This is a genomic window from Pseudoalteromonas sp. T1lg88, assembly GCF_002964765.1.
Taxonomy (GTDB): Bacteria; Pseudomonadota; Gammaproteobacteria; order Enterobacterales; family Alteromonadaceae; genus Pseudoalteromonas.
In genome coordinates, this window is record NZ_PQCF01000032.1 from 785,491 (window position 1) to 804,666 (window position 19,176).

At 46.1% G+C, this 19,176-nt stretch carries 20 protein-coding genes and 1 riboswitch; of the genes, 8 read left to right on the plus strand and 12 right to left on the minus strand.

The window, feature by feature from the left end; translation table 11 throughout:
- Window positions 1–142: 142 nt before the first annotated feature.
- Window positions 143–703 (minus strand): DUF922 domain-containing protein, encoded by a 561-nt coding sequence (locus C2M34_RS15125; protein ID WP_158677926.1) that lies wholly within the window; start codon window positions 701–703, stop codon window positions 143–145.
- Window positions 704–812: 109 nt separating this feature from the next.
- Window positions 813–1,226 carry a GFA family protein gene (locus C2M34_RS15130; protein WP_105199858.1) on the minus strand — a complete coding sequence of 138 codons (414 nt, stop codon included), beginning with the start codon at window positions 1,224–1,226 and terminating at the stop codon, window positions 813–815.
- 137 nt (window positions 1,227–1,363) lie between these two features.
- Between C2M34_RS15130 and C2M34_RS15135 the strand changes: the two genes are divergently transcribed.
- Together C2M34_RS15135 and C2M34_RS15140 are read left to right on the plus strand one after the other, a co-directional pair.
- A complete protein-coding gene (locus C2M34_RS15135) occupies window positions 1,364–1,594 on the plus strand; it encodes a S24 family peptidase (RefSeq protein ID WP_234398828.1) in 231 nt (76 codons plus the stop codon).
- Window positions 1,595–1,610: 16 nt separating this feature from the next.
- Entirely contained in the window at window positions 1,611–3,293 is a 1,683-nt protein-coding gene (locus tag C2M34_RS15140; RefSeq protein WP_105259229.1) for a hypothetical protein, read from the plus strand.
- 86 nt (window positions 3,294–3,379) lie between these two features.
- Here C2M34_RS15140 and C2M34_RS15145 read toward each other — a convergent pair whose 3' ends face one another.
- Together C2M34_RS15145 and C2M34_RS15150 are read right to left on the minus strand one after the other, a co-directional pair.
- Window positions 3,380–4,096 carry a hypothetical protein gene (locus C2M34_RS15145; RefSeq protein WP_105259230.1) on the minus strand — a complete coding sequence of 239 codons (717 nt, stop codon included), beginning with the start codon at window positions 4,094–4,096 and terminating at the stop codon, window positions 3,380–3,382.
- 3 nt (window positions 4,097–4,099) lie between these two features.
- A complete protein-coding gene (locus C2M34_RS15150) occupies window positions 4,100–4,999 on the minus strand; it encodes a hypothetical protein (protein ID WP_105259231.1) in 900 nt (299 codons plus the stop codon).
- Between the two features lie 367 nt (window positions 5,000–5,366).
- Here C2M34_RS15150 and C2M34_RS15155 point away from each other — a divergent pair, with 367 nt between their 5' ends.
- Together C2M34_RS15155 and C2M34_RS15160 are read left to right on the plus strand one after the other, a co-directional pair.
- The gene (locus tag C2M34_RS15155) at window positions 5,367–5,852 is read left to right on the plus strand and encodes a hypothetical protein (RefSeq protein WP_105259232.1); all 486 of its coding nucleotides are present in this window, start codon (window positions 5,367–5,369) and stop codon (window positions 5,850–5,852) included.
- Between the two features lie 63 nt (window positions 5,853–5,915).
- Window positions 5,916–6,263 (plus strand): hypothetical protein, encoded by a 348-nt coding sequence (locus C2M34_RS15160; RefSeq protein ID WP_105259233.1) that lies wholly within the window; start codon window positions 5,916–5,918, stop codon window positions 6,261–6,263.
- A gap of 69 nt (window positions 6,264–6,332) precedes the next feature.
- Here C2M34_RS15160 and C2M34_RS15165 read toward each other — a convergent pair whose 3' ends face one another.
- From C2M34_RS15165 to C2M34_RS15970, 3 genes are read right to left on the minus strand one after another with little or no spacing between them, the layout of a single operon-like run.
- Complete coding sequence (locus C2M34_RS15165) at window positions 6,333–7,103, minus strand: hypothetical protein (RefSeq protein WP_158681464.1); 771 nt, start codon at window positions 7,101–7,103, stop codon at window positions 6,333–6,335.
- 49 nt (window positions 7,104–7,152) lie between these two features.
- The gene (locus C2M34_RS15965) at window positions 7,153–7,707 is read right to left on the minus strand and encodes a tyrosine-type recombinase/integrase (RefSeq protein ID WP_234398834.1); all 555 of its coding nucleotides are present in this window, start codon (window positions 7,705–7,707) and stop codon (window positions 7,153–7,155) included.
- 6 nt (window positions 7,708–7,713) lie between these two features.
- Window positions 7,714–8,364, minus strand: coding sequence for an integrase arm-type DNA-binding domain-containing protein (locus tag C2M34_RS15970; RefSeq protein WP_234398829.1), 651 nt, complete (start codon window positions 8,362–8,364; stop codon window positions 7,714–7,716).
- Window positions 8,365–8,500: 136 nt separating this feature from the next.
- Here C2M34_RS15970 and sbcB point away from each other — a divergent pair, with 136 nt between their 5' ends.
- Complete coding sequence (gene sbcB, locus C2M34_RS15175; RefSeq protein ID WP_105259235.1) at window positions 8,501–9,952, plus strand: exodeoxyribonuclease I; 1,452 nt, start codon at window positions 8,501–8,503, stop codon at window positions 9,950–9,952.
- 32 nt (window positions 9,953–9,984) lie between these two features.
- Here sbcB and C2M34_RS15180 read toward each other — a convergent pair whose 3' ends face one another.
- The gene (locus C2M34_RS15180; RefSeq protein WP_105199855.1) at window positions 9,985–10,869 is read right to left on the minus strand and encodes an NAD(P)-dependent oxidoreductase; all 885 of its coding nucleotides are present in this window, start codon (window positions 10,867–10,869) and stop codon (window positions 9,985–9,987) included.
- Between the two features lie 95 nt (window positions 10,870–10,964).
- Between C2M34_RS15180 and C2M34_RS15185 the strand changes: the two genes are divergently transcribed.
- Window positions 10,965–11,477 (plus strand): glutathione peroxidase, encoded by a 513-nt coding sequence (locus tag C2M34_RS15185; RefSeq protein WP_105199854.1) that lies wholly within the window; start codon window positions 10,965–10,967, stop codon window positions 11,475–11,477.
- Window positions 11,443–12,423, plus strand: a complete 981-nt coding sequence (locus C2M34_RS15190; protein ID WP_105259236.1) for a 2-hydroxyacid dehydrogenase — start codon at window positions 11,443–11,445, stop codon at window positions 12,421–12,423. The genes C2M34_RS15185 and C2M34_RS15190 overlap by 35 nt, the downstream gene beginning before the upstream one ends.
- A gap of 78 nt (window positions 12,424–12,501) precedes the next feature.
- Here C2M34_RS15190 and C2M34_RS15195 read toward each other — a convergent pair whose 3' ends face one another.
- Window positions 12,502–13,824, minus strand: a complete 1,323-nt coding sequence (locus tag C2M34_RS15195) for a sodium-dependent transporter (RefSeq protein WP_105259237.1) — start codon at window positions 13,822–13,824, stop codon at window positions 12,502–12,504.
- A gap of 92 nt (window positions 13,825–13,916) precedes the next feature.
- Here C2M34_RS15195 and C2M34_RS15200 point away from each other — a divergent pair, with 92 nt between their 5' ends.
- Window positions 13,917–14,621: a 4'-phosphopantetheinyl transferase family protein gene (locus tag C2M34_RS15200; protein WP_105259238.1), complete on the plus strand. Its 705-nt coding sequence runs from the start codon at window positions 13,917–13,919 to the stop codon at window positions 14,619–14,621.
- Here C2M34_RS15200 and lysC read toward each other — a convergent pair.
- The 3 genes from lysC to nhaD all read right to left on the minus strand — a co-directional run bounded on the left by lysC (window position 14,590) and on the right by nhaD (window position 18,884).
- Window positions 14,590–15,954 carry a lysine-sensitive aspartokinase 3 gene (lysC, locus tag C2M34_RS15205; protein WP_105259239.1) on the minus strand — a complete coding sequence of 455 codons (1,365 nt, stop codon included), beginning with the start codon at window positions 15,952–15,954 and terminating at the stop codon, window positions 14,590–14,592. The genes C2M34_RS15200 and lysC overlap by 32 nt on opposite strands.
- A 79-nt stretch (window positions 15,955–16,033) precedes the next feature.
- A riboswitch (Lysine riboswitch) is annotated at window positions 16,034–16,206 on the minus strand.
- Window positions 16,207–16,448: 242 nt separating this feature from the next.
- Window positions 16,449–17,447 carry a 2-dehydropantoate 2-reductase gene (locus C2M34_RS15210; protein ID WP_105259240.1) on the minus strand — a complete coding sequence of 333 codons (999 nt, stop codon included), beginning with the start codon at window positions 17,445–17,447 and terminating at the stop codon, window positions 16,449–16,451.
- 189 nt (window positions 17,448–17,636) lie between these two features.
- On the minus strand, window positions 17,637–18,884 hold the full coding sequence (gene nhaD, locus C2M34_RS15215) for a sodium:proton antiporter NhaD (protein WP_105199849.1): 1,248 nt from the start codon (window positions 18,882–18,884) through the stop codon (window positions 17,637–17,639).
- Window positions 18,885–19,176 lie beyond the last annotated feature (292 nt).

The following is a 19,176-nucleotide window of genomic DNA, read 5'->3' on the forward strand; positions in this document are numbered from 1 at the left end:
CGGATGAATTAAACCACATAAATCAGTGATGACATTCATCAGAATGCGTTTAGATTGAACATAAAGTAAACCGCAAAGATAAACAGACCCTAGATAAAAAGGGCTTAGAGAGAGCGCCTAGAAAAGGAGTTCATGCCTTAAGCTAGTTTAAATGATCCACCAGCCAGGCATTTTCGGTGCGCCCAAACTCAGTTTCTTGTTGCAATTGCCGCAGCGCTAAACTCAATTCACCTTGCACCTGCTCACCAATTCGCTGCGCTTGCTTTTTCAATATGCGGCAATTACCTATCTGAGGCAGTGCCGCCAATTTTTGGTCGAGACGCTCGGCGGCGGCGATGATCATCAAGCCCTGCTTACGTTGATATTCGGCCAGATGCGGATACCAGCGCGACCAAAGTTGCTTTACCGCTTCACTGTAGCTATCGAGCCTGGGTAAGGTGTATTCAATTTCCACCGTCGTTGTTAACTTCTCCACCTGGCACTGACGAGTCCGGCCATTAAATAAAAACTCCCAGCCAATCTGATGCTGGATATGACCATGCTCTACCTTACCATCGCGCTTAACCGGGGACGCGGCATCCAAAGTATTCAGTAACTCACCAAGCACATCGGCGTAAACGGGATAATTTTGTGTACTCTGCCTGACATCAAGTTTGCCGTAGGCTGGCAGAGATAAAAACATAACTACAAGAATAAGACGCACACTACTTCCTAGGTCACGGCCACGCATACGACCGCAACACCATTCTTTATGCTAAAAAATTAGGGAAGCTTATATCATTGTTACATAACAGAATAATGACAGTATTCAGTTAGTTGCTCTCTTTGGGAGGATATTCCTCATAACCCGGTAACAAGGCAATGTATTGCTGCCACCCTTGTTGGCGCGAAGTAAAAATATGGGCATTGGGCTGGGGCAGCTCACCATTATCGACACTGCCGGCGGGCACCATCACCACTCCCCGCTCCTCCACAAGCAAAGGCAATGATGAACCACATACGCTGCAAAAACACTTTTCATGGCGGCTGTCGTCAACACGATAACGAGTCAATAAATGTTCGCCACGTAACCAATCAAGCTGGGCCGCATCCATAAAAACGATGGCACCATGAGCCGAGCCTGTGCTTTTTTGGCAGCGGTGACAATGGCAAAGATAAAAACCGCACACCTCACCGCTGACGCTGTAGCTGGCGCCACCACATAGGCAGCTTCCGTGTAATTCCATAAATATCTCCTGGTTAATTATTATTCACGTCCTAGCAAAGTGTAGCCCATGGTTTGCGGGTGTGAGAGGCTATGTAATAATGACGAAAAAGATAAGTAACATACGGTTACGGCAAGAGTTACGCAAAAGGACTTAATATGGCACATAGTGATATCAGCGCTATAAATACTGAAAAGTACCCAAAATACCTTACAGGTGAAGCCATCAGCCTGGATAACGAAAACCAGGCCAAGTTCAAAAAGCTGATCATTGAAGGCGGCCAAAAGTTCTTAAAAGCCCTCAACCCCAACTGGCCTGATCCCCTCATGCCCATCAACGGCAACTGCACCATAGTCGGTAAGGTCGTGTTTACTGGAAAATCACTTTAAGGACAAGGATGACTTTATGAAAACATCTATTATAAAGAATTTATTTTTATACGCATTATTACCTTTATTTGTGCTGTGGGCTTGGGAGCAGTATTCAAAGGAGAAAGAGCATGTTGTAGTAACTTCTACACCAATAGTATCTACTTCGTTTACTAATCCCGGCAATAGCGACTTTTTAAAAACGTACACTATCAGGAATGAAGGAAACAAGGCTGCGCAGGATGTGCTTTTTGTTTTTAACGATAACGTTAAAAATCACCAAATAATAAAGTCAGCAGCACAAGATATGGTCAGCGTAATGGAACCTGAAGGAAAGCTAGAAATAAAATACGCAAATCTGACACCAACGTCTGAATTCACAGTAATGCTATTGCTTGATAGTGATTCCCCCATTGAGCCTGTTGTTAAACATCTTAATGGTGTTGCGACTAAAGCAACTGACCATCAAGGAATACTAGAATACGCAAATTTACTCATGCTTTGTGCTGCTTTCATTTACTTTGCTTTAAGTTTGCGCTGCGTATTTTACAACAGTTACAGAATTTATTTACCTAAGCATATTAACGAGCGTAAACCTTGGTATCTAACCAACAAAGAACATGAAGAGTTCATAATAAGCTCCCTACCAAACATACTTAGCCCAAACGTCTCAAACCATTTATCTAGTCCCTCTGATCTAAACACAATAAAAGCTAGTACAGTGATAACCGAATTAGTTAAAAGCAGCCGTCTTTCCCAAAAGGTCAAAGATGAAATAGGTCTGCATGTAAATAAAGTTTTTGTGATTGAGTCTGAAATTGCGCTGTTATTGACGTCATCTATTGAAGTCCTAGAGAGTTTTGCTTCATTCGAAAAGCCTGTTTGGGTAACCAGTGATAGCTGGGCTCAATTCCAATCAAAGGTAATTAAGAGAGTTGAAGTAATTAGCTCTGAGCTACATTCAGCATATGAATTTGAAAAGAAGGCTACTGCCATATTATCAACTATTAAATCAGGGGAGTTGGTTGGGTTAAGTCATTCTGAATATACGAAGTGGATAAAGGCTTATAAAGCTGGTCTAAAAAACCTATTAACTAACTATATTGCTTCAGATAGCTTCTATGGAACAATAATAAAAATTGATGAACTGTCCCCATTTATTGAAGCATTAGAACCAAGGGCTAGTGAGCAAGTAAGATCTCTTATTTGTATTAGAAATATTTTTGCTGGGAACAAGTTTGCTAATTTGGCGACTAGTAAAATAAAAGGCTTAAAGGCCCAAATAGACAGCAAACCTGATTGGGCTGATACGAACGTTTGGCCGTCATACGTATCCGTATTAAAAGATTATCTAGACTACTTAGAGTTGAAGGAGAGTTCTGAGAAGCTGCTCCCTGAATTAACATCCTTACTGCAGAACTCACAATATGAAAAAGATGTGAACCCTGTGGAAGCTCTTTATCTCCTAATTTCGGAGTTAAAGGACTTTAAAACTTCCTTGGCTAACAAAGGCCAAGCTCTTGAGGTTAAAGAAAGTGAACTTAATTCTTTAGAACATCAAACTAACACTCTACTTGAACAGTTGCGTTTGCAATTATCATTTATTGACGACACTTTAAACGGTGGGCGTAATTTTGAGCTAGAGGAGTATCCGGAAAAGCTCTTTAAACCTCAGAACATCAGAAATTTAAAGCAAGTATCTGAATTAATAAAAAGCTAAATGTAAATTATTCTTGGTGAACTGTCATAGCACCTGTTACAAAAAGCAGTTTCTTACAGTTCACCCTGACCTTATATATTGTACTGTCAGTCCTTGAGCTTTCTGTCCTGAAACTTTAAAACCAGACCATGCTCTTTCTCTACACAAATATCCTTGTTTTCAGGGTTTAAAAAGAAGTAGCTTTGCCCGTACATTCCTAAGTAAATCATTCTTACACCCGTACCAACCACACAGTTTTTTGTACTTTTCTTTAAGTAATAAAGGGATTTTTTCTCTTCTAAAGTCGCAGTAATTTCATTGTATCCTGCAGTGTGAGAGTAAGTTGGTAGTAGGCTAGTAAACATTATTACTAAATTTCTAAAAATTTTATTTTTACCTTTAAGAACTGGTGGATTTTTTATCAAGTAAATCATTACACCTATAGAGATCACGGGTAGAGCATAGAGCAGCTTCTTTTCAGGAACCGTTGTTATTGCTTCCCAAACGTTCACACCCACAACAACCAAAAGCAATAAGACTCCTAAAAAAGCAGCAAAAATAAAAATATAGAATAGGCCCTTAATAGCCTTTGCATCATTTTCTTCTGGTTTTTGTATACCTTGAGAGTTATATGCGTCCAATGCCGTCAAGACCAATATCGTTAACAAAGTCGGAATCAAAGGATAAACGGCTGATTTAATCACATCTAAAGGGGAAAGAAATTGTAAGATATTGAAATGTAATGGTGTCCAAAACCCGTAGAGGTACAAACCACCAACACACAAAAAATAGAAGTAGCATATAGCTGTTGTAGTCCAGTTCATGATTTATCCCATTGCTGCTATATATAAACCCTTCCGCCTTTTATCATATCCTTCCATCCAGCGTGGAATTTCTTTGGATAGTAACTCTTTTGGTAAGCGTTCACCTTGCACATCAGCAAAGTGATTTATGAAACCAGCCAAGCTAACTTGGTGGTCAACATCTAATTTAAAGCCCTGCTTCGTTTTCGCTATTTGCATCAGTAGGTCAAATGGCTTTCTAAACTCCCTATAGCCTTTTTCTTGTAGTTGCTCAGTTAAGAACATTTCTATCGCAGGTAGCAGCAGCTTAATTCGAACTAGTTCAACCTCTGGATTCTTCGTATGGCTCAGTTCAAATAAGTTTTTCATTCTACTTTTTAAGCACCCAATGGGGTTAAGAATTCTGAGTTTTGAATGAGGCTCCAAGTTAAATTGTTCTGGGAACAGGAATTCAACTGTATGTTGCTCCAAGCGGTTATTCTCAAAATCAATTTTGCTAAAACCAGCTGGCAATTGAAGTAAATCGACTACGTTTGGCTCTTGCTTGGAGTGGAAAAGGTATTCAAAGAAATCTAAATATAGAGAGCCTTTATGATCTTTTATCTCTTTCATCGAGTTTAAGAGAATACTGCGCCCTAGTTCCGGGGTGTTGTGATCTATATCGGGGGTTTCAAAATCAACGCCCCAAATTGACGTGAGTTTTTGAAAATCTTCTTTCTTACCGCAGTAGTCAATATCGTAGGATGTGGCTTGGAGTCCGATATGCTCTTCCAAATCTTGATCAATTCCATAGTAGGCGAGCCAATATGCAACAGCCTGGCCGCCTATGACAATCATTGGAGATTCAAGGGTATCAAGGATTGGGTAAATTTCTTCGTTTAGATAAACAAGTTGGTCAGTGGGGGCTAAATGCTCTACTTCCATGTTTATAACTGCCTTGTAAAAAGACTAGTTATATCAGAAACAACTTAACATTCAAGCAGCTGGTTTTACTTTCCTAAAAGAGCCACTAAAGCGAGATTTGGGCATAGACAGCTTAGCTCCGGCCTTGGCTAGCATAATCGCCCGGCGGTAGTTGTCATGGATTCGCTTTTTTTCAGCACACATAATTAAAAGTACTCTTAATAATAGATAGGCTTAGACTGTTGGTGCGTTATTGACCATACCGTCAAAATATAAGCGATTACTGACCTTGTTGCAAGTTGTGTTTACCTGTTTCTGGCAGTTGCTTTCACAGGAAGATCTGATACTTTCAATAAGTACATATATATCAAGTGAAAGGGAATTTTCCATGCAAAACATGCCAACCGACCAGCACGGCCAACCACTCAACCATAACTTTTGTACAGCACAAAATTTAACGAAATCGATTTTATCACTGCAAGGAATACTCAAAGGTGTAGTTTCTGACCAGCGATTAAACGACCAAGAGCTGTTGTTTTTGCAGACATGGCTCGCGTCACATAAAGAGTTGCCAGTTGACGGTGATGTACTCGATATAGTCGAAACCATTGAAGATATCTTGGCTGACGGCGTTATCACAGCCGACGAACTCAACGAAATTAAAGACGTTGTAAACGACATTCTTGAGTATGGTGAATTGGTATCAGGTTGCGTTGAAGATCTAACAAATGAGTTACTCGGATTTCTTTCTGGTATTACTGCCGACAATGTCATTACGCTTGGCGAGTTTAACGCCCTCGTAAATTGGTTTAATGACAATCCTGAGGCTACTAGTTGTTGGCCTGGTAATGACCTATACAATAAGCTCGCTTAGATTCTAGAAGATGGCGTAGTTGAGCAACATGAACTAGATGATCTTGTTGAAACCTGCAAGCTAATGGCTGGCCAACAATTTTTAGAAACGGGTGTTGCCCACGGAATGGCCACTGAATTTTGCGCCACAAAGTTAGAATCACTGCCCGCTCACTTCGAAACCATTTGCTTTACCGGAAAATTCCTATCCGGCACCAGAACAACTCTGCAAGACCAAGCTAAAAAGATTGGCCTTCGCCCTCAAAAGGATGTGACACAGTCTCTCCACCTTTTGGTTATTGGTGGCTTAGCAAGCCGTGACTGGCGCTTTAGTAGTCATGGTAGAAAGATTGAAAAGGCCTTGGAGAATCAGCAAAAAGGGATCTCCACGGTAATAATCACTGAAGATAATTGGAAATTGATAAAGGAGTGAGATTCAAAAATCTGACTAAGGGGCTATTACCTTAAAATACTCTTATCAAGTTAAAGCCCTTTAAACCCTCTATTTATCTAATTCCCACCCAATTGATGCGCGTATTAAGTTAACAGAATTATCCACCAGTTTCTTAACTTCAACTGTATGCTCTTCGATAAAATCATGGCCATCAAACTTGTCTTTTACAAAAAGATTATAAAACTCTGTTTTTAAAAGATAACTGTTTACATAGGTTATACGCTTACGTTTTTCTTTATTTTTAGATGCCATTTTAATTACAACGCTATTAAGATATCTAAAAGTTCCGAATATCTTGATTAAGTTGGTTAGCTCTGCTTGACCTTCTTTATCGATCGCTCCCATAACCTCTAATTTTAGCTTAAGCTCAATTAGCTCCTCTACTGTAAGCTCAATCTGTTTAGAAATACCTCTGACTTCTTCAATCACTTTTGGCCACTCGTTTTCATTCCAAAGATAAGAACCATCACCATCGAAGCTACCAAAAGCCAGATGATAATTGCTAGCCATTAACATAACGTCGTCAGTAAGTAGTTCGTTGACCTTGTTTTTTAGTACAACCATCAGTCTGAGTTTTTCATTATGACTTAATTTGCTTTCATCCTGCCGCTTTGTATAAAAATATATTTTCGTAGCAATAATAGCGGCTACTATCGCAAAAAAGCCACCTGCAAAGCTGCCCATATTAGACAGCACTTGTCCGAGACCTTTAGTGTCCAAAGCTATAATGAATAAACCAGAAAAAAATAGTGCTGAAATAAGTATGACCCAGAGAGCAGGCACAAAGCTCAAACCATATTTATTGGTCGTATCATCCATGTTATATAGCCAATTACTCAAGTTTTGCAGCATCACCAAATCTCTAAATCTAATTATTACAACTACTTATTTTGATCTTGATTAGCTCCCAATACAAGTCATACCCAGCTCTTTGCTCTTTTATCCAGTCATGTTTATTGTAAATCGCCATCACTCCACGCATGGAATGACCGAGCATTTTCTCAGTTACGTGGGGCAGCACTTCATGCTCACTTAAGATAGTGGAGACACTGCGGCGGGCATCGTGAGGCACAAACTTGGGTGTGCCGTATTCTTTGTTCATGGTGGCCCACATTCGGGCGCAATAGCGGTTAATGGCATGGGTGGTAATAGGTTTGCCTGGCGATGCCCCGGGGACGATATAACCGCTACGGCCATAGGCAATGGCAAGGTGCTCCAGCAGCTCTTTCATTTTATCGGTGAGCGGGCGGCGAATTGGCTTGTTGGTTTTGGAGTTCTCAGCCGGCACGGTCCAAATGCCATCGGTAAAGTTGAAGTCTTCCCACTTGGCGGTGCGCACTTCTGATTGGCGGGCACCGGTTAGGAAGATAAGTTGCAGGCAATACTTAGTGGCCGGTGCCGCCTTTGAACGCTCAGTGCACACCCACAATTAGGCGAGTTCGCTTAGTGACAATACCCGCTGCCCTTTTGCTGGCGGCTCACCCACATCATTGGTGTTGAGGTTTAGCACCGGGCATTGGTTGTGCAGTTCGCCGCGCTTATAGGCCCAGCGCACTATGGTTTTAATCCTCACCAACATGACGGCGGCTATTTTGGCGCTGCCGGCGGCCTTCACCTTGTCAAAGTACGCTACCCAATCGAGTAGGCGCATTTCATCTACGGGCAAGGACTTGTCGTTAAAGTAGGGGTAAATCCACTTTTTGGCGTGGTTCTGATATAGCCCTTGGGTCTTTTCTTTGAGGTCGGGCACTTTTACTTCAAGCCACTGGCGGGTTAAGGCATCCAGGCGCGGCAATTCGCTTTTATAGGATTGCTTTACCTGGTACTCAATTCTTGGGTCGCGACCCTGGGCCAGCCAGTTTTGAAACTCCGGAATATGGGACTGGGCTTCTTTGATGCTCATGCCTGGATAACGGCCCATGGTAAGAATGACCTGCTTGCCATCAAAGCGAAACCTATATTGCCAGGTAATGGTTCCCTTCTTTGATACCTGTACTCTTAAGCTGTCCCTATGTGTTAGTATGCAGGGGTCTTGTTCTTTGCCCAAAAGCTTGCGTAACTTTGTATCGCTAAGTGCCATAAAATTTTATACACACGTCCATGAAATTTTATACACACTATAATACACACATGGCGGTCATTGCGAGAAACGAATAAAAACAAACGGCAATAGAAAATCGATGTGAACACCAGAAATACTGAGAAAAAGAAACAATATGGCAGAGCTTAGAAACGACAACGACCAGCCCACAATCTACTGGCACGACTATGAGACTTGGGGGGCGAACCCGCAAAAAGACAGGCCGAGCCAGTTTGCCGGTATTCGTACCGATCTCGATCTGAATATTATCGGCGAGCCGCTGATTGAATACTGTCGTCCGGCGCCGGATTATTTGCCTCACCCAGAGGCCTGTTTAGTTACCGGCATTACCCCGCAACATGCGCTGCGCCACGGTCTAAGTGAGGCGGAATTTATCGCCAAGATCCACGAAGAATTTAGCCAACCCAATACCTGTGTGGCCGGTTATAACAGTATTCGTTTCGATGATGAGGTCACTCGCTACACCCTGTATCGTAACTTCTACGACCCCTATGCAAGAGAGTGGCAAAACGGCAATAGTCGCTGGGACATTATTGATTTGGTGCGCGCCTGCTATGCGCTACGCCCTGAGGGTATTAACTGGCCGCGTAAGGAAGACGGCAGCGTCAGCTTTCGCCTAGAAGAACTCACCAAGGCCAACGGCATAGAGCACGCCGATGCCCACGATGCCTTAAGTGATGTTAAGGCCACCATTGCCCTAGCCAAGCTGGTTAAAGAGCGCCAGCCCAAGCTATACCACTTCTTTTTCGGCCTGCGCCATAAAAAAGCGCTGTTGCAGATGGTGGACGTATTCAATATGACGCCCCTAGTGCATACCTCGTCGCGTATTCCGGCAACGCAGGGCTGCACCACCTGGATTGCGCCCATGAGCTTTCATCCGAGCAACAAAAACGCCGTGGTCTGCTTTAACCTGACGCAAGATCCGCAGCCCTTGCTCGATTTATCCGTCGAACAGCTGCGCGAGTACCTTTATACCCGCCGTGACGAGCTGCCCGAAGGTCAGGCGCCCATTGGCTTAAAACTGGTGCATGTAAACAAGTGCCCTATTCTCGCGCCGGCAAAAACCCTGTTGCCGGAAAACGCCGAACGTCTGGGCATAGACAGAGAGCAATGCCTGGAGCATTTGAAGTTTTTAAAGGCGCATCCGGAGTTGCGTGACAAGGTGGCCGAAGTATTTAATGAAAGCCGTGAATTTGCCGCCACCACCAATGTGGATTATCAACTATACAGTGGCTTTATCAGCAATGGCGATAAGGCCAAGTTCGATGTTATCCGCAGCACCTCACCGCTGGAGCTGGGGAACCTGGAGCTGGACTTTGAAGACCCGAAATTTGCCACCATGCTGTTTCGTTATCGCGCCCGTAACTGGCCGGAAAGCCTGACCCCAGCGGAGCTGGATTCATGGCGTAAATACTGCCAGAACAAACTAATGCACGGAGAAGACAGCCCGTCTATTAATGCTCAGGACTTTATGCTCAGCCTTGAAAATCTGGTGCATGAAAACGAGAGCAATGAGCGCAATATGGCGGTGCTCAAAGCCCTGTATCATTACGCCCAAAGCCTGTAAAAAAACGGCCTGGGCGCAAGAGCAAACCCAGCTTAGTCGCTAGGGTTTAGCTTCTCCAAGCGCGCCAACAGGCTGGAGGTGTCATAACGATTACCGCCGATGGCCTGTACATCGCCATAATATTGGTCAACCAAGGCCGTCAGCGCCAGGGTCGCGCCATTGTTACGCGCCTCATCCAGGGCGATGCCCAAGTCTTTGCGCATCCAGTCAACGGCAAAGCCAAACTCGTATTCACCCTGCAACATGGTCTTGTAGCGGTTTTCCATCTGCCAAGAGCCTGCCGCGCCTTTAGAAATGGTCTCCACTACTTTTTCACCATCTAAGCCGGCTTTTTTGGCAAAGTGTAAACCTTCGGCCAGACCCTGAACCACACCGGCGATACAGATCTGATTGACCATTTTACATAGCTGGCCACTGCCGATGGGACCGAGCAATTCGCTAAAACGGCTAAACGGTGCCATCACCGGCTGCACCGCGGCAAACGCTTCAGGCTCGCCGCCACACATCACGGTCAATACACCGTTTTCGGCGCCCGCTTGACCACCGGAAACCGGTGCATCGATAAAGGCCACCTGCTTTTCTTGGGCCGCTTCACCTAGCTCACGGGCCAATAGCGCCGAAGTGGTAGTGTGATCGATTAAATAGCTGCCCGGCGCCATGGTTGCAAGGGCACCATCATCACCGTAAATCACGCTACGCACATCATCGTCATTGCCCACACACACGAATACAAATTCGGCGTCGCTGGCTGCCTGTGCGGGTGTTGCCGCACTGCGTCCACCGTATTGCTCAACCCATTTTTGCGCTTTTTCGGCGCTGCGGTTGTACACGCAAACATCGTATCCCGCTTGTTGTAAGTGACCCGCCATGGGATAGCCCATAACCCCTAGACCGATAAAGGTACATTTTTTTGACATATTTCTGACCTATTTGCCTGCTAGCCTCGAAAAAACGCACACAGTATATCAAAGGCAAAGGCTAAAAACGTCTGGTTTTAGCAAGGGAGCACTCAATGGATAGTATTTACCATTTCAACGCCACACTTATCGACGGCCAACCCTATTCATTCAAACAATTACAAGGACGTGTGGTGCTTATCGTCAACACCGCTAGCAGCTGTAACTTCACCCACCAGTACGGCGCACTGGAGCGCGTGTATCAAGACTATAAACATCAGGGGCTGGTTATTCTTGGCTTCCCCTGCAATCAATTTGGGCGTCATGAAATTGCCGATAACGCCACCATAAAGCAATTTTGTGAAAACACCTTTAATGTGAGCTTTCCTCTGTTTAGCAAAGTGATGGTCAATGGTCCGGACGCCCACCCTCTGTTTAACTACCTTAAAGAGCATACCCGTGGTATAGCCCAAAATCGGGCAATAAAATGGAATTTCACTAAATTTCTCATAAACTCTCAAGGACAGCTGGTAAATCGTTACGCACCACGCACCAAGCCCGATACACTTAGATCGGTAATAGAGAGTCAACTTGATGAAATTAGCCCTATTCAGCTCGCAAAGGTATGAACAAACAGCATTTAATGAACTCTGCCCAACAGATGTCGATATCCAATATTTCGATGTCAGCCTTAATGCCCATACCTGCTCCCTCAGCAAAGGCTTCGATGCCGTTTGTGTATTCGTCAACGACACCCTAAGCGCCGAGGTCATAGCCAGGCTGGCCGATTATGGTGTCGGCCTAATTTTACTGCGCTGTGCCGGTTTTAATAATGTCGATTTGGCGGCGGCGAAAAAGCACAAGATTACCGTAGCCCGGGTGCCCGCCTACAGCCCGGAGGCCGTGGCCGAGCATTCCATCGCGCTGATCTTAACCCTGTCGCGTAAAATTCATAAGGCCTATAACCGGGTGCGGGAGGAGAACTTTGACCTCAACGGCCTGCTTGGCTTTAACCTGCACAATAAAACCGTGGGTCTTATCGGCTGCGGTAAAATCGGCCAGGCCATGGTGAGGATTTTAAACGGCTTTGGCGCCAAGGTATTGGTGTGCGACCCGGCCGCCCCTACAGGTGACTTTACCCTAGTGCAGCAAAGCGAACTGCTGGCCAACAGCGATATTATCAGCCTGCACTGCCCGCTCAACGAGCAAACCCATCATATAATCGATAAGTCCGCCCTGGCAGCAATGAAGCCCGGCGTCATGCTCATTAACACAGGACGCGGCGCCTTGCTCGATAGCAAGGCCTGTATCGACGCCCTAAAAAGCGGAAAACTCGGTTATTTGGGTTTAGATGTGTATGAGCAGGAATCTGAATTGTTTTTTAAAGACAGATCGGAAGAAATTCTTCAAGACGATGTGTTTGCCCGCCTGCTCACCTTTAAGAATGTCTTGATCACTGGCCATCAGGGCTTTTTTACCCAGGAAGCACTGGCACAGATAGTAGAAACCACTTACTTTAACCTCAGCCAATTCGCCAAGAGCGAGGCCCTGACCAATCAGGTACTCGATATGTAGGTCTTAAGCTTTTCAGCAGGCACAAAAAAAGGGATATGACAGCATATCCCTTTTTTCGTTCTAGTTGGCTTTGTAGGATTATTTCAGCGCTACATTAATAAACACGGCGGTCATCAAAATAGGGCACACCAAACGGATATACCACAACAGGACTTTAATGCCCGGATGGTTCGACTCGGCCAGCTTATTGCCGCGGCTCCACACCCAGCCCAGGGTAAGGAAGTAGAATAAACCCATCAGTGGCAACTGGTACTGGGTAAAGACCTGGATCACCAAGCCAAACAGCCAGTCAAAGTTCATAATGATGGTACCTGAGGCGATAGCTACCACTAAGGTCACCAAGGCAGTCGCGCGCTTGCGGTCCATATCGTGATTTTCAACCAAAAAGGCCACCGGGATCTCGGTCGAAGAAATGGTTGAGGTTACAGACGCGATAGACATCAGCACGAAAAACGCTAAAGCTATCACTAGGCCCATGGCGCCCATGGCCTCAAACAGTTGCGGCAAGACCGCAAATATGAGCTGTCCTTCGCCGATCAGCTTACCGTTGGCAAAGACTTCAACGCCGTTATGGCTGGCCACAAAAATAGCTGGAACAATCAACAAACCGGCTAAAAATGCCACCGAGGTGTCGAGCGCGGCCACGCTTAAGGTTAATTTGCCAAGGTTAGCGCCGGGCTTAAGGTAGGAGCCGTAAATCATCATACAGCCCACACCTAGCGACAGGGAGAAAAACGCCTGTCCCATGGCGGCAATGATTAAATCCGCATCCCAGACTTTATCAAAGTCGGGCTTAAGATAATGGGCAAAGCCTTCGGCCGCCCCATCAAGGGAGCCAATATAGAAGATCAGCCCCACCAAGAGCACCAGCAATAAGGGCATAAGGCGTCGCGACCAGGCCTCAATGCCGGACTTCACCCCTTGCAAAATAATGCTGGCGGTCAGCAGCAGCATCAAGGGTGTAAAGACCAGATTACGAGCCAGGGAGTCATTACTTAGAAATTCGGCGACCTTGGGCAGGTCCAGCATTTGCGCTATCGGTGCCAAGGCATGGGCCAGCATCCAACCGGCAACGATAGAATAGAAGCTCAGCATCACCACGGCGCCGCCAAGGCCAAGATAACCGGCGCCGGCACCGAGTTTTGGAGCCTTGGTATGCCAGGCACGTTTAAGCGCCTGCACCGGGTTGGCTTGCGCCGCATAGCCCAAATATAACTCGGTAAAGAGCGCCGGCAATGCCAAGGCAAAAATTACGATAAAGTAAACAAGTAGGAAGGCTCCGCCTCCGTGGTTTGCAGCTTGAGTTGGAAATCCCCATATATTTCCTAAACCCACTGCGGCGCCGGCAGCCGCCAGCACAAATCCTATGCGACTTTGAAAGCCGTCACGATTATTCGTCATTCTTATTGATATCTGTTATTGTTTTGCCGCTATTAAACCACACTTACCATTAACAAAGTAGTCGCCGCCAACCATATCGGACCATTCATCCCATGTTTAATGCAGCTTATCGCTTTCCCGCATTACCAAAGACCACGCCATCTGTGCCGATATCGGAAAAAGTCTTACTGAGCCTCAGTGCCGCCATTGAGCTCGATGAAGCCCATCTGCACCCAGGTGAACTCGAGGTGCTCAACAGGCGTAAACAACCCCAGGCCAAGCGCGAATACCTAAGTAGCCGCTATTTTATCAAGACCCTGGCACAGCGCCTCTTTCCTCAATACGCGCAGGCGCCACTGACAAGTTGGCAGAGTGTTTTTAACGAACAGGAACGAGCCCTGCAGCTGTTTATCGACGGGCAGTTATTGGATATTAATGTGGTGATCAGTCACTCCCACGGCCATATTGCCGTGGCCATAACTCAGGGCCAGCAATCTTTATTGGGCGTGGATATCGAAAAGCGAGATGCAAACCGGCGCTTTGAAAAGCTGGCGGCGCATTTTTACCCTGAGGTGGAAGCCCGGGATATAGGCAATAACGTCGATACTTTTTTTCGAGTGTGGACGTTAAAAGAAGCCTATGCCAAGGCCGCTAAACAAAGTATCAGTACGCTGCTTAGCCAGCCTATACTGCCCTTGCTTGAACGCTGCCCGGCACAGGTTTATTGTCAGCAATGGCGGCAGTTTGATCTTAGTTTGATCACCGCCAAAACTGAGGTAGAAGTGATCAGGCTTGTTCCAGCAGCTGCTGGTGAATAGCCTGCACCACCTGATCCGATTGTCCTTGCTCTACCAAGAAGCACAGATTGTGCTTTGATGCGCCATGACAGATCAGGCGAATATCAAAGCCGCTCAGCACCCGCATCAGATTTAGCTCGCTTTGGCGCAGCTGAATCTCAGAGCCAATTAGGGCCACCAAGGCAAGATTGGTTTCCACGCTGACATGACAAAACTCACCTAAACGCTCCAGCGCTTCCTGATCAAGCTCGGGGCGACTGGCGTTCGGCGCATTATCCAGGGTAACAGCAACGCTGATCTCAGAAGTCGTGACCAGATCAACAGAAATTTTATATTCGCTGAGAATAGTGAACACCCGCGCCAAGAAACCACTGGCCAAGAGCATTTCCGGGCTTTTCAGCGTCAATAGCAGCTGGTTCTTGCGCTGCGTCACGGCCCGTACGCCGGCGATCAATTCACTACTGGGCACCTTCTCAATCCAGGTACCACCCCCTTGCGGGTCCTGACTGGAGCCCACAAATACGCCAATACCGCTGCGCGCAGCCGGTAAAATAGTCGCCGGATGCAGCACCTTGGCGCCGAAGGTAGCCATTTCCGCGGCCTCGTCAAAGGTCAGGTGGGCAATCGGCCTGGCCTTATTACACAAACGCGGATCTGTGCTGTATATACCTATTACATCGGTCCAAATATGAATATTACTGGCACCACAGGCCTCCGCCAACAGGGCCGCACTGTAGTCCGAGCCGCCACGGCCTAAGGTGGTGGTTTCACCGTATTCATCTGAGCCAATAAAGCCCTGAGTCACTACCACCTGCTCGCTAAGCAGTGGCACCAACTCAGCCTGAGCCCTAATTCGGGTTTGGGTGATATCCGGTTGCGCCTTACCAAACTGACTGTCGGTTTTAAGCACCGAGCGCACGTCAAAGCGACTTGAGGCCACGCCTTTATCACGCAGCACCTGGGTAAATAAATACGAAGATAAACGCTCGCCGAAACTAAGCAACTCATCGCGCTGGACATTGGTTAGTGGCACGTTTTGCGTAGAGTGCGAGGCGCTGTGTTTAAAATCATTGAGGGTAGTATCGAAGCCATGGGCAAGATCCGCATCCAGACTCAGGCACTCAATAATATTGAGCTGGATGGCAATAACACCATCAATATGCGCTTGGCGCTCTTCATTGCTAAGCCCAGTTTGACACAAGGCCACCAGATGATTGGTAACCCCGGCGCTGGCACTAACAACCACGATGCGCACGTGTGAGTCGGCAGCAATGATATCGGCACAACGGCTCATCGCTGCATGATCGGCTACTGAGGTGCCGCCGAATTTGGCGACGGTAAATTCCTGATTCATTTTCTCTCCGAGATGAAAAATAGCTTATTTTTCAAATACAATCAGGAGAACTTGGCAAGACTAAAAGAAAGGTATGTCCATTGCCAGAAGCCCTCCACCCAAACAGGTGACAGTTCCGAGGATTCAGCCTCAAGAACCGAAAGCCATTGTGACGAGCAATGTACTTCCTCGGCGATAGTCTCCCTCATAAACGGTCGTTGGCCTACGTCTGCCTCGCGTCTACTACCTAGCTATCGCACCTCTTCTGCTACAGATTTACGGCATGATCCGCAAACCCGAGCTAGGAATTTAACGTTTGGATGGCTGGATGTCAATCACCCTTAGGTCGAGCATGGGCACTTAATTTTTGCTTATACCAATTCTGTTAAGTATGTGATCAGAGATAGCGCTGGATAAATGATATGATCACAAGGCGGAATTTTTCTTATGTAGTTATTCTACATCGAAAAATTCCAACACAGTGAGCATGAAATTTAGCCCGCTAGAATGATTAGCTATTTAAGTGAATTGGTATTCCTGGCCAGCAGCAAATCGCCAAGCTTAACAACACCGCCCCGCTCTAACTTTTCAATACAGGCAACAATGGCCGAATTTACGGGAGTGGCTACCCCGTGGCGCTGACCAAGTGCGACCACGGCGCCGTTGAGATAGGCGATTTCCGTTTTGCGTCCCGCCTGAATATCTTCCCACATGGACGAGCGCGCCTTGGGGTCGATATCCAACATGGCAGAGGCAAGGCGCCTAAATAACCAATTGGGTAAGCTCAACACACGGGGCACTAAGGCAGGTTTAACCTTGGTAAATTGCGCCAGCTCAATATTCATGGCCTTACATACCGCCAGCCATTCCTTCATGGCCGCCGCCAACACCCTTCTTAGGGCTTTATTTTCCAGCTCCTGCTTGATTGGCATATCCGCCACCGCATTAAGGGCGTTATTGAGGTTTAACAGCAGCTTGCCGTAGATCACTGGCGTCATCTGCGCCTTTAATTCGCAGTTAAAGCCGTGCTCACGCAAAGTCTTGGCGATATGCTCAGTGCCTGGGGTTTTAGCAAATACAAATTCGCCCTCGGTACCCTTATGAAAATGTGCGCCCTGTTGCAATACGTTAAACGGGGTAATGCCAAACACACAGGTGCGCTCCGCTAGCCTATCTTGAATTGCCTCAAAGCTACCTAGGCCATTTTGCATAAATACCAGCTCGGAAGACTTATGGGTTATAGCCAGCAGTTGGGGCAGTGCCTGGGGCAATTGATGGCACTTCAAAGTGACAAAAACCACATCAAACAGCTGCTCGCCAGGCTCGGTGATAAGCTCATCCGGCATCACAGTTTTATCCAGCCCCTGGTAGTCACTGATATGAATGCCGCCATTAGCAATAATGGCATCTTTAATCCGTGCCCGGCATATCAGGGATACATCAAGCTGTGCCGCGCTTAATAACGCGCCCAAATAGCACCCCGTTGAACCGGCACCAAAAACCGCAATACGCATAAGTCACCTTTATTAATCTGGTCAATAAGTTACCTAATACGTTAATAGTGCTGTAAGTTTAAGCTCGCGGCAATGGTCGATAGAATTTTAATTGTACTAATGTGTGTGAGCAACGGCAGTAAACAAACAAAAAGACCACCTGGGTTTAAGCCCAGATGGTCTTTAAAGAAAATGCGGATGCTGTCGCCGTTACACGAATGAACCCATGTAGAAAGCACCCACATAACCCACAGAATAAGCTATCAAAAGATAGAAGCTATTACGCAGGTAGCTACCGAAGGTTAAATCGCGCACCTTGCTCATGGCGATAATACCCGCCGCCGAGCCTATTACTAACATGGAGCCACCTACACCGGTCGCATAGGTAAATGCCAGCCAGTTTTGCGTATCCATATGAATATCGGCTTTCAGCAGTGCCGCGGTTAAAGGTACGTTATCGACCGCTGCCGACAGTAGACCCATCAGGTAGTTGGCCTGACTTGGCGCTAACACCTCATACAGATGAGTAAACTGGGCCAGCACGCCCACTTCTTTTAGAGCGCCAACCAGTAACAATACACCCACGAAGAACAACAAGGTGTCATACTCAATCTCACGGATATAGTCGATGATCTGCTTGTTTACGTCCTTTTTGCGCATCAAGAACTGCGCCGTTAGGAACATCAGCGATAGACCGAATAAAAACGTCAACAGGGGCGGAATTTGAAACAGCACACTCATGGTCAGGGTGCCGACGATTGTCGAAAGGAAAATAGCCGCTATGGTAATGTCGGTTTTTTCTATGGGTTTGCGCTCGCCTAGAGAAAAGGTCACCGTGCCGCGCATCTTCATCGATAACAAGGTCGCCAGCACCAGTACGCTAAAGGCTGCTGGAGCAATCAATAACAACAGATTGCCTATGGTCACCTTGTCGGCCAGGAAGATCATCAAGGTGGTTACGTCACCTGTGATCAGCGACACGCCGCCGGAGTTAACCGCAAAGATAATCAAGGTCGCGTATTTTACCAGCTTGCGGCCATCAAGTTTCAACGACATCACCACAGCCAGCGATACTAAGGTCGCGGTAATATTGTCGGAAATCGATGAGAATAAAAACGCAAAACCAGCAATAAGGAACATCAGCTTGCGCTCGCTAATCTTACTTGGCAGTACCCTTTGAACCAAATTTTGAATGAACCCTTTGGAGTTGAGATAGGCAACAAAGGTCATAGCCGCCATTAAAAACAGCCACAGGGTCGCTATTTCTAAAATGTTCTCATTAAGTTCATCTTTGATATGATCAAGGGAATGACCGTGAAGGGGCGAGATGAAGAGGATAATCCAGCACAAAGTGCCGAAAAAAAGCGTGGTTTTAGCCTTATTTACATGGATGACGTCTTCCACAACAATAAGCACAAACGCCACGGCAATGAGCGTCAAGATGAGCGCACTGACCATTTTGAGTATTATTCCTTGCGACAAGCGATTTAAAAAAGTACGGCTAAGTTTATTGGTGGTACAAATTACACCCAGATGTACAAATAACAAACTTAGCGATACCATGGGTTAATTGCAGACAATTACAGTCTGCAAGCGGCGCGAATTCTAACATTCATATGCCCAAGGAGCTATTACCAATTCGTTGTAAGTGACAATTTCTTTACATATTTTTTGTCAACCAAATACAACGCTTTTCGTAAAGATAATGTAACAGTGAAAAGCTATTTTCCCCTTTTGTACCTTTAGTTAT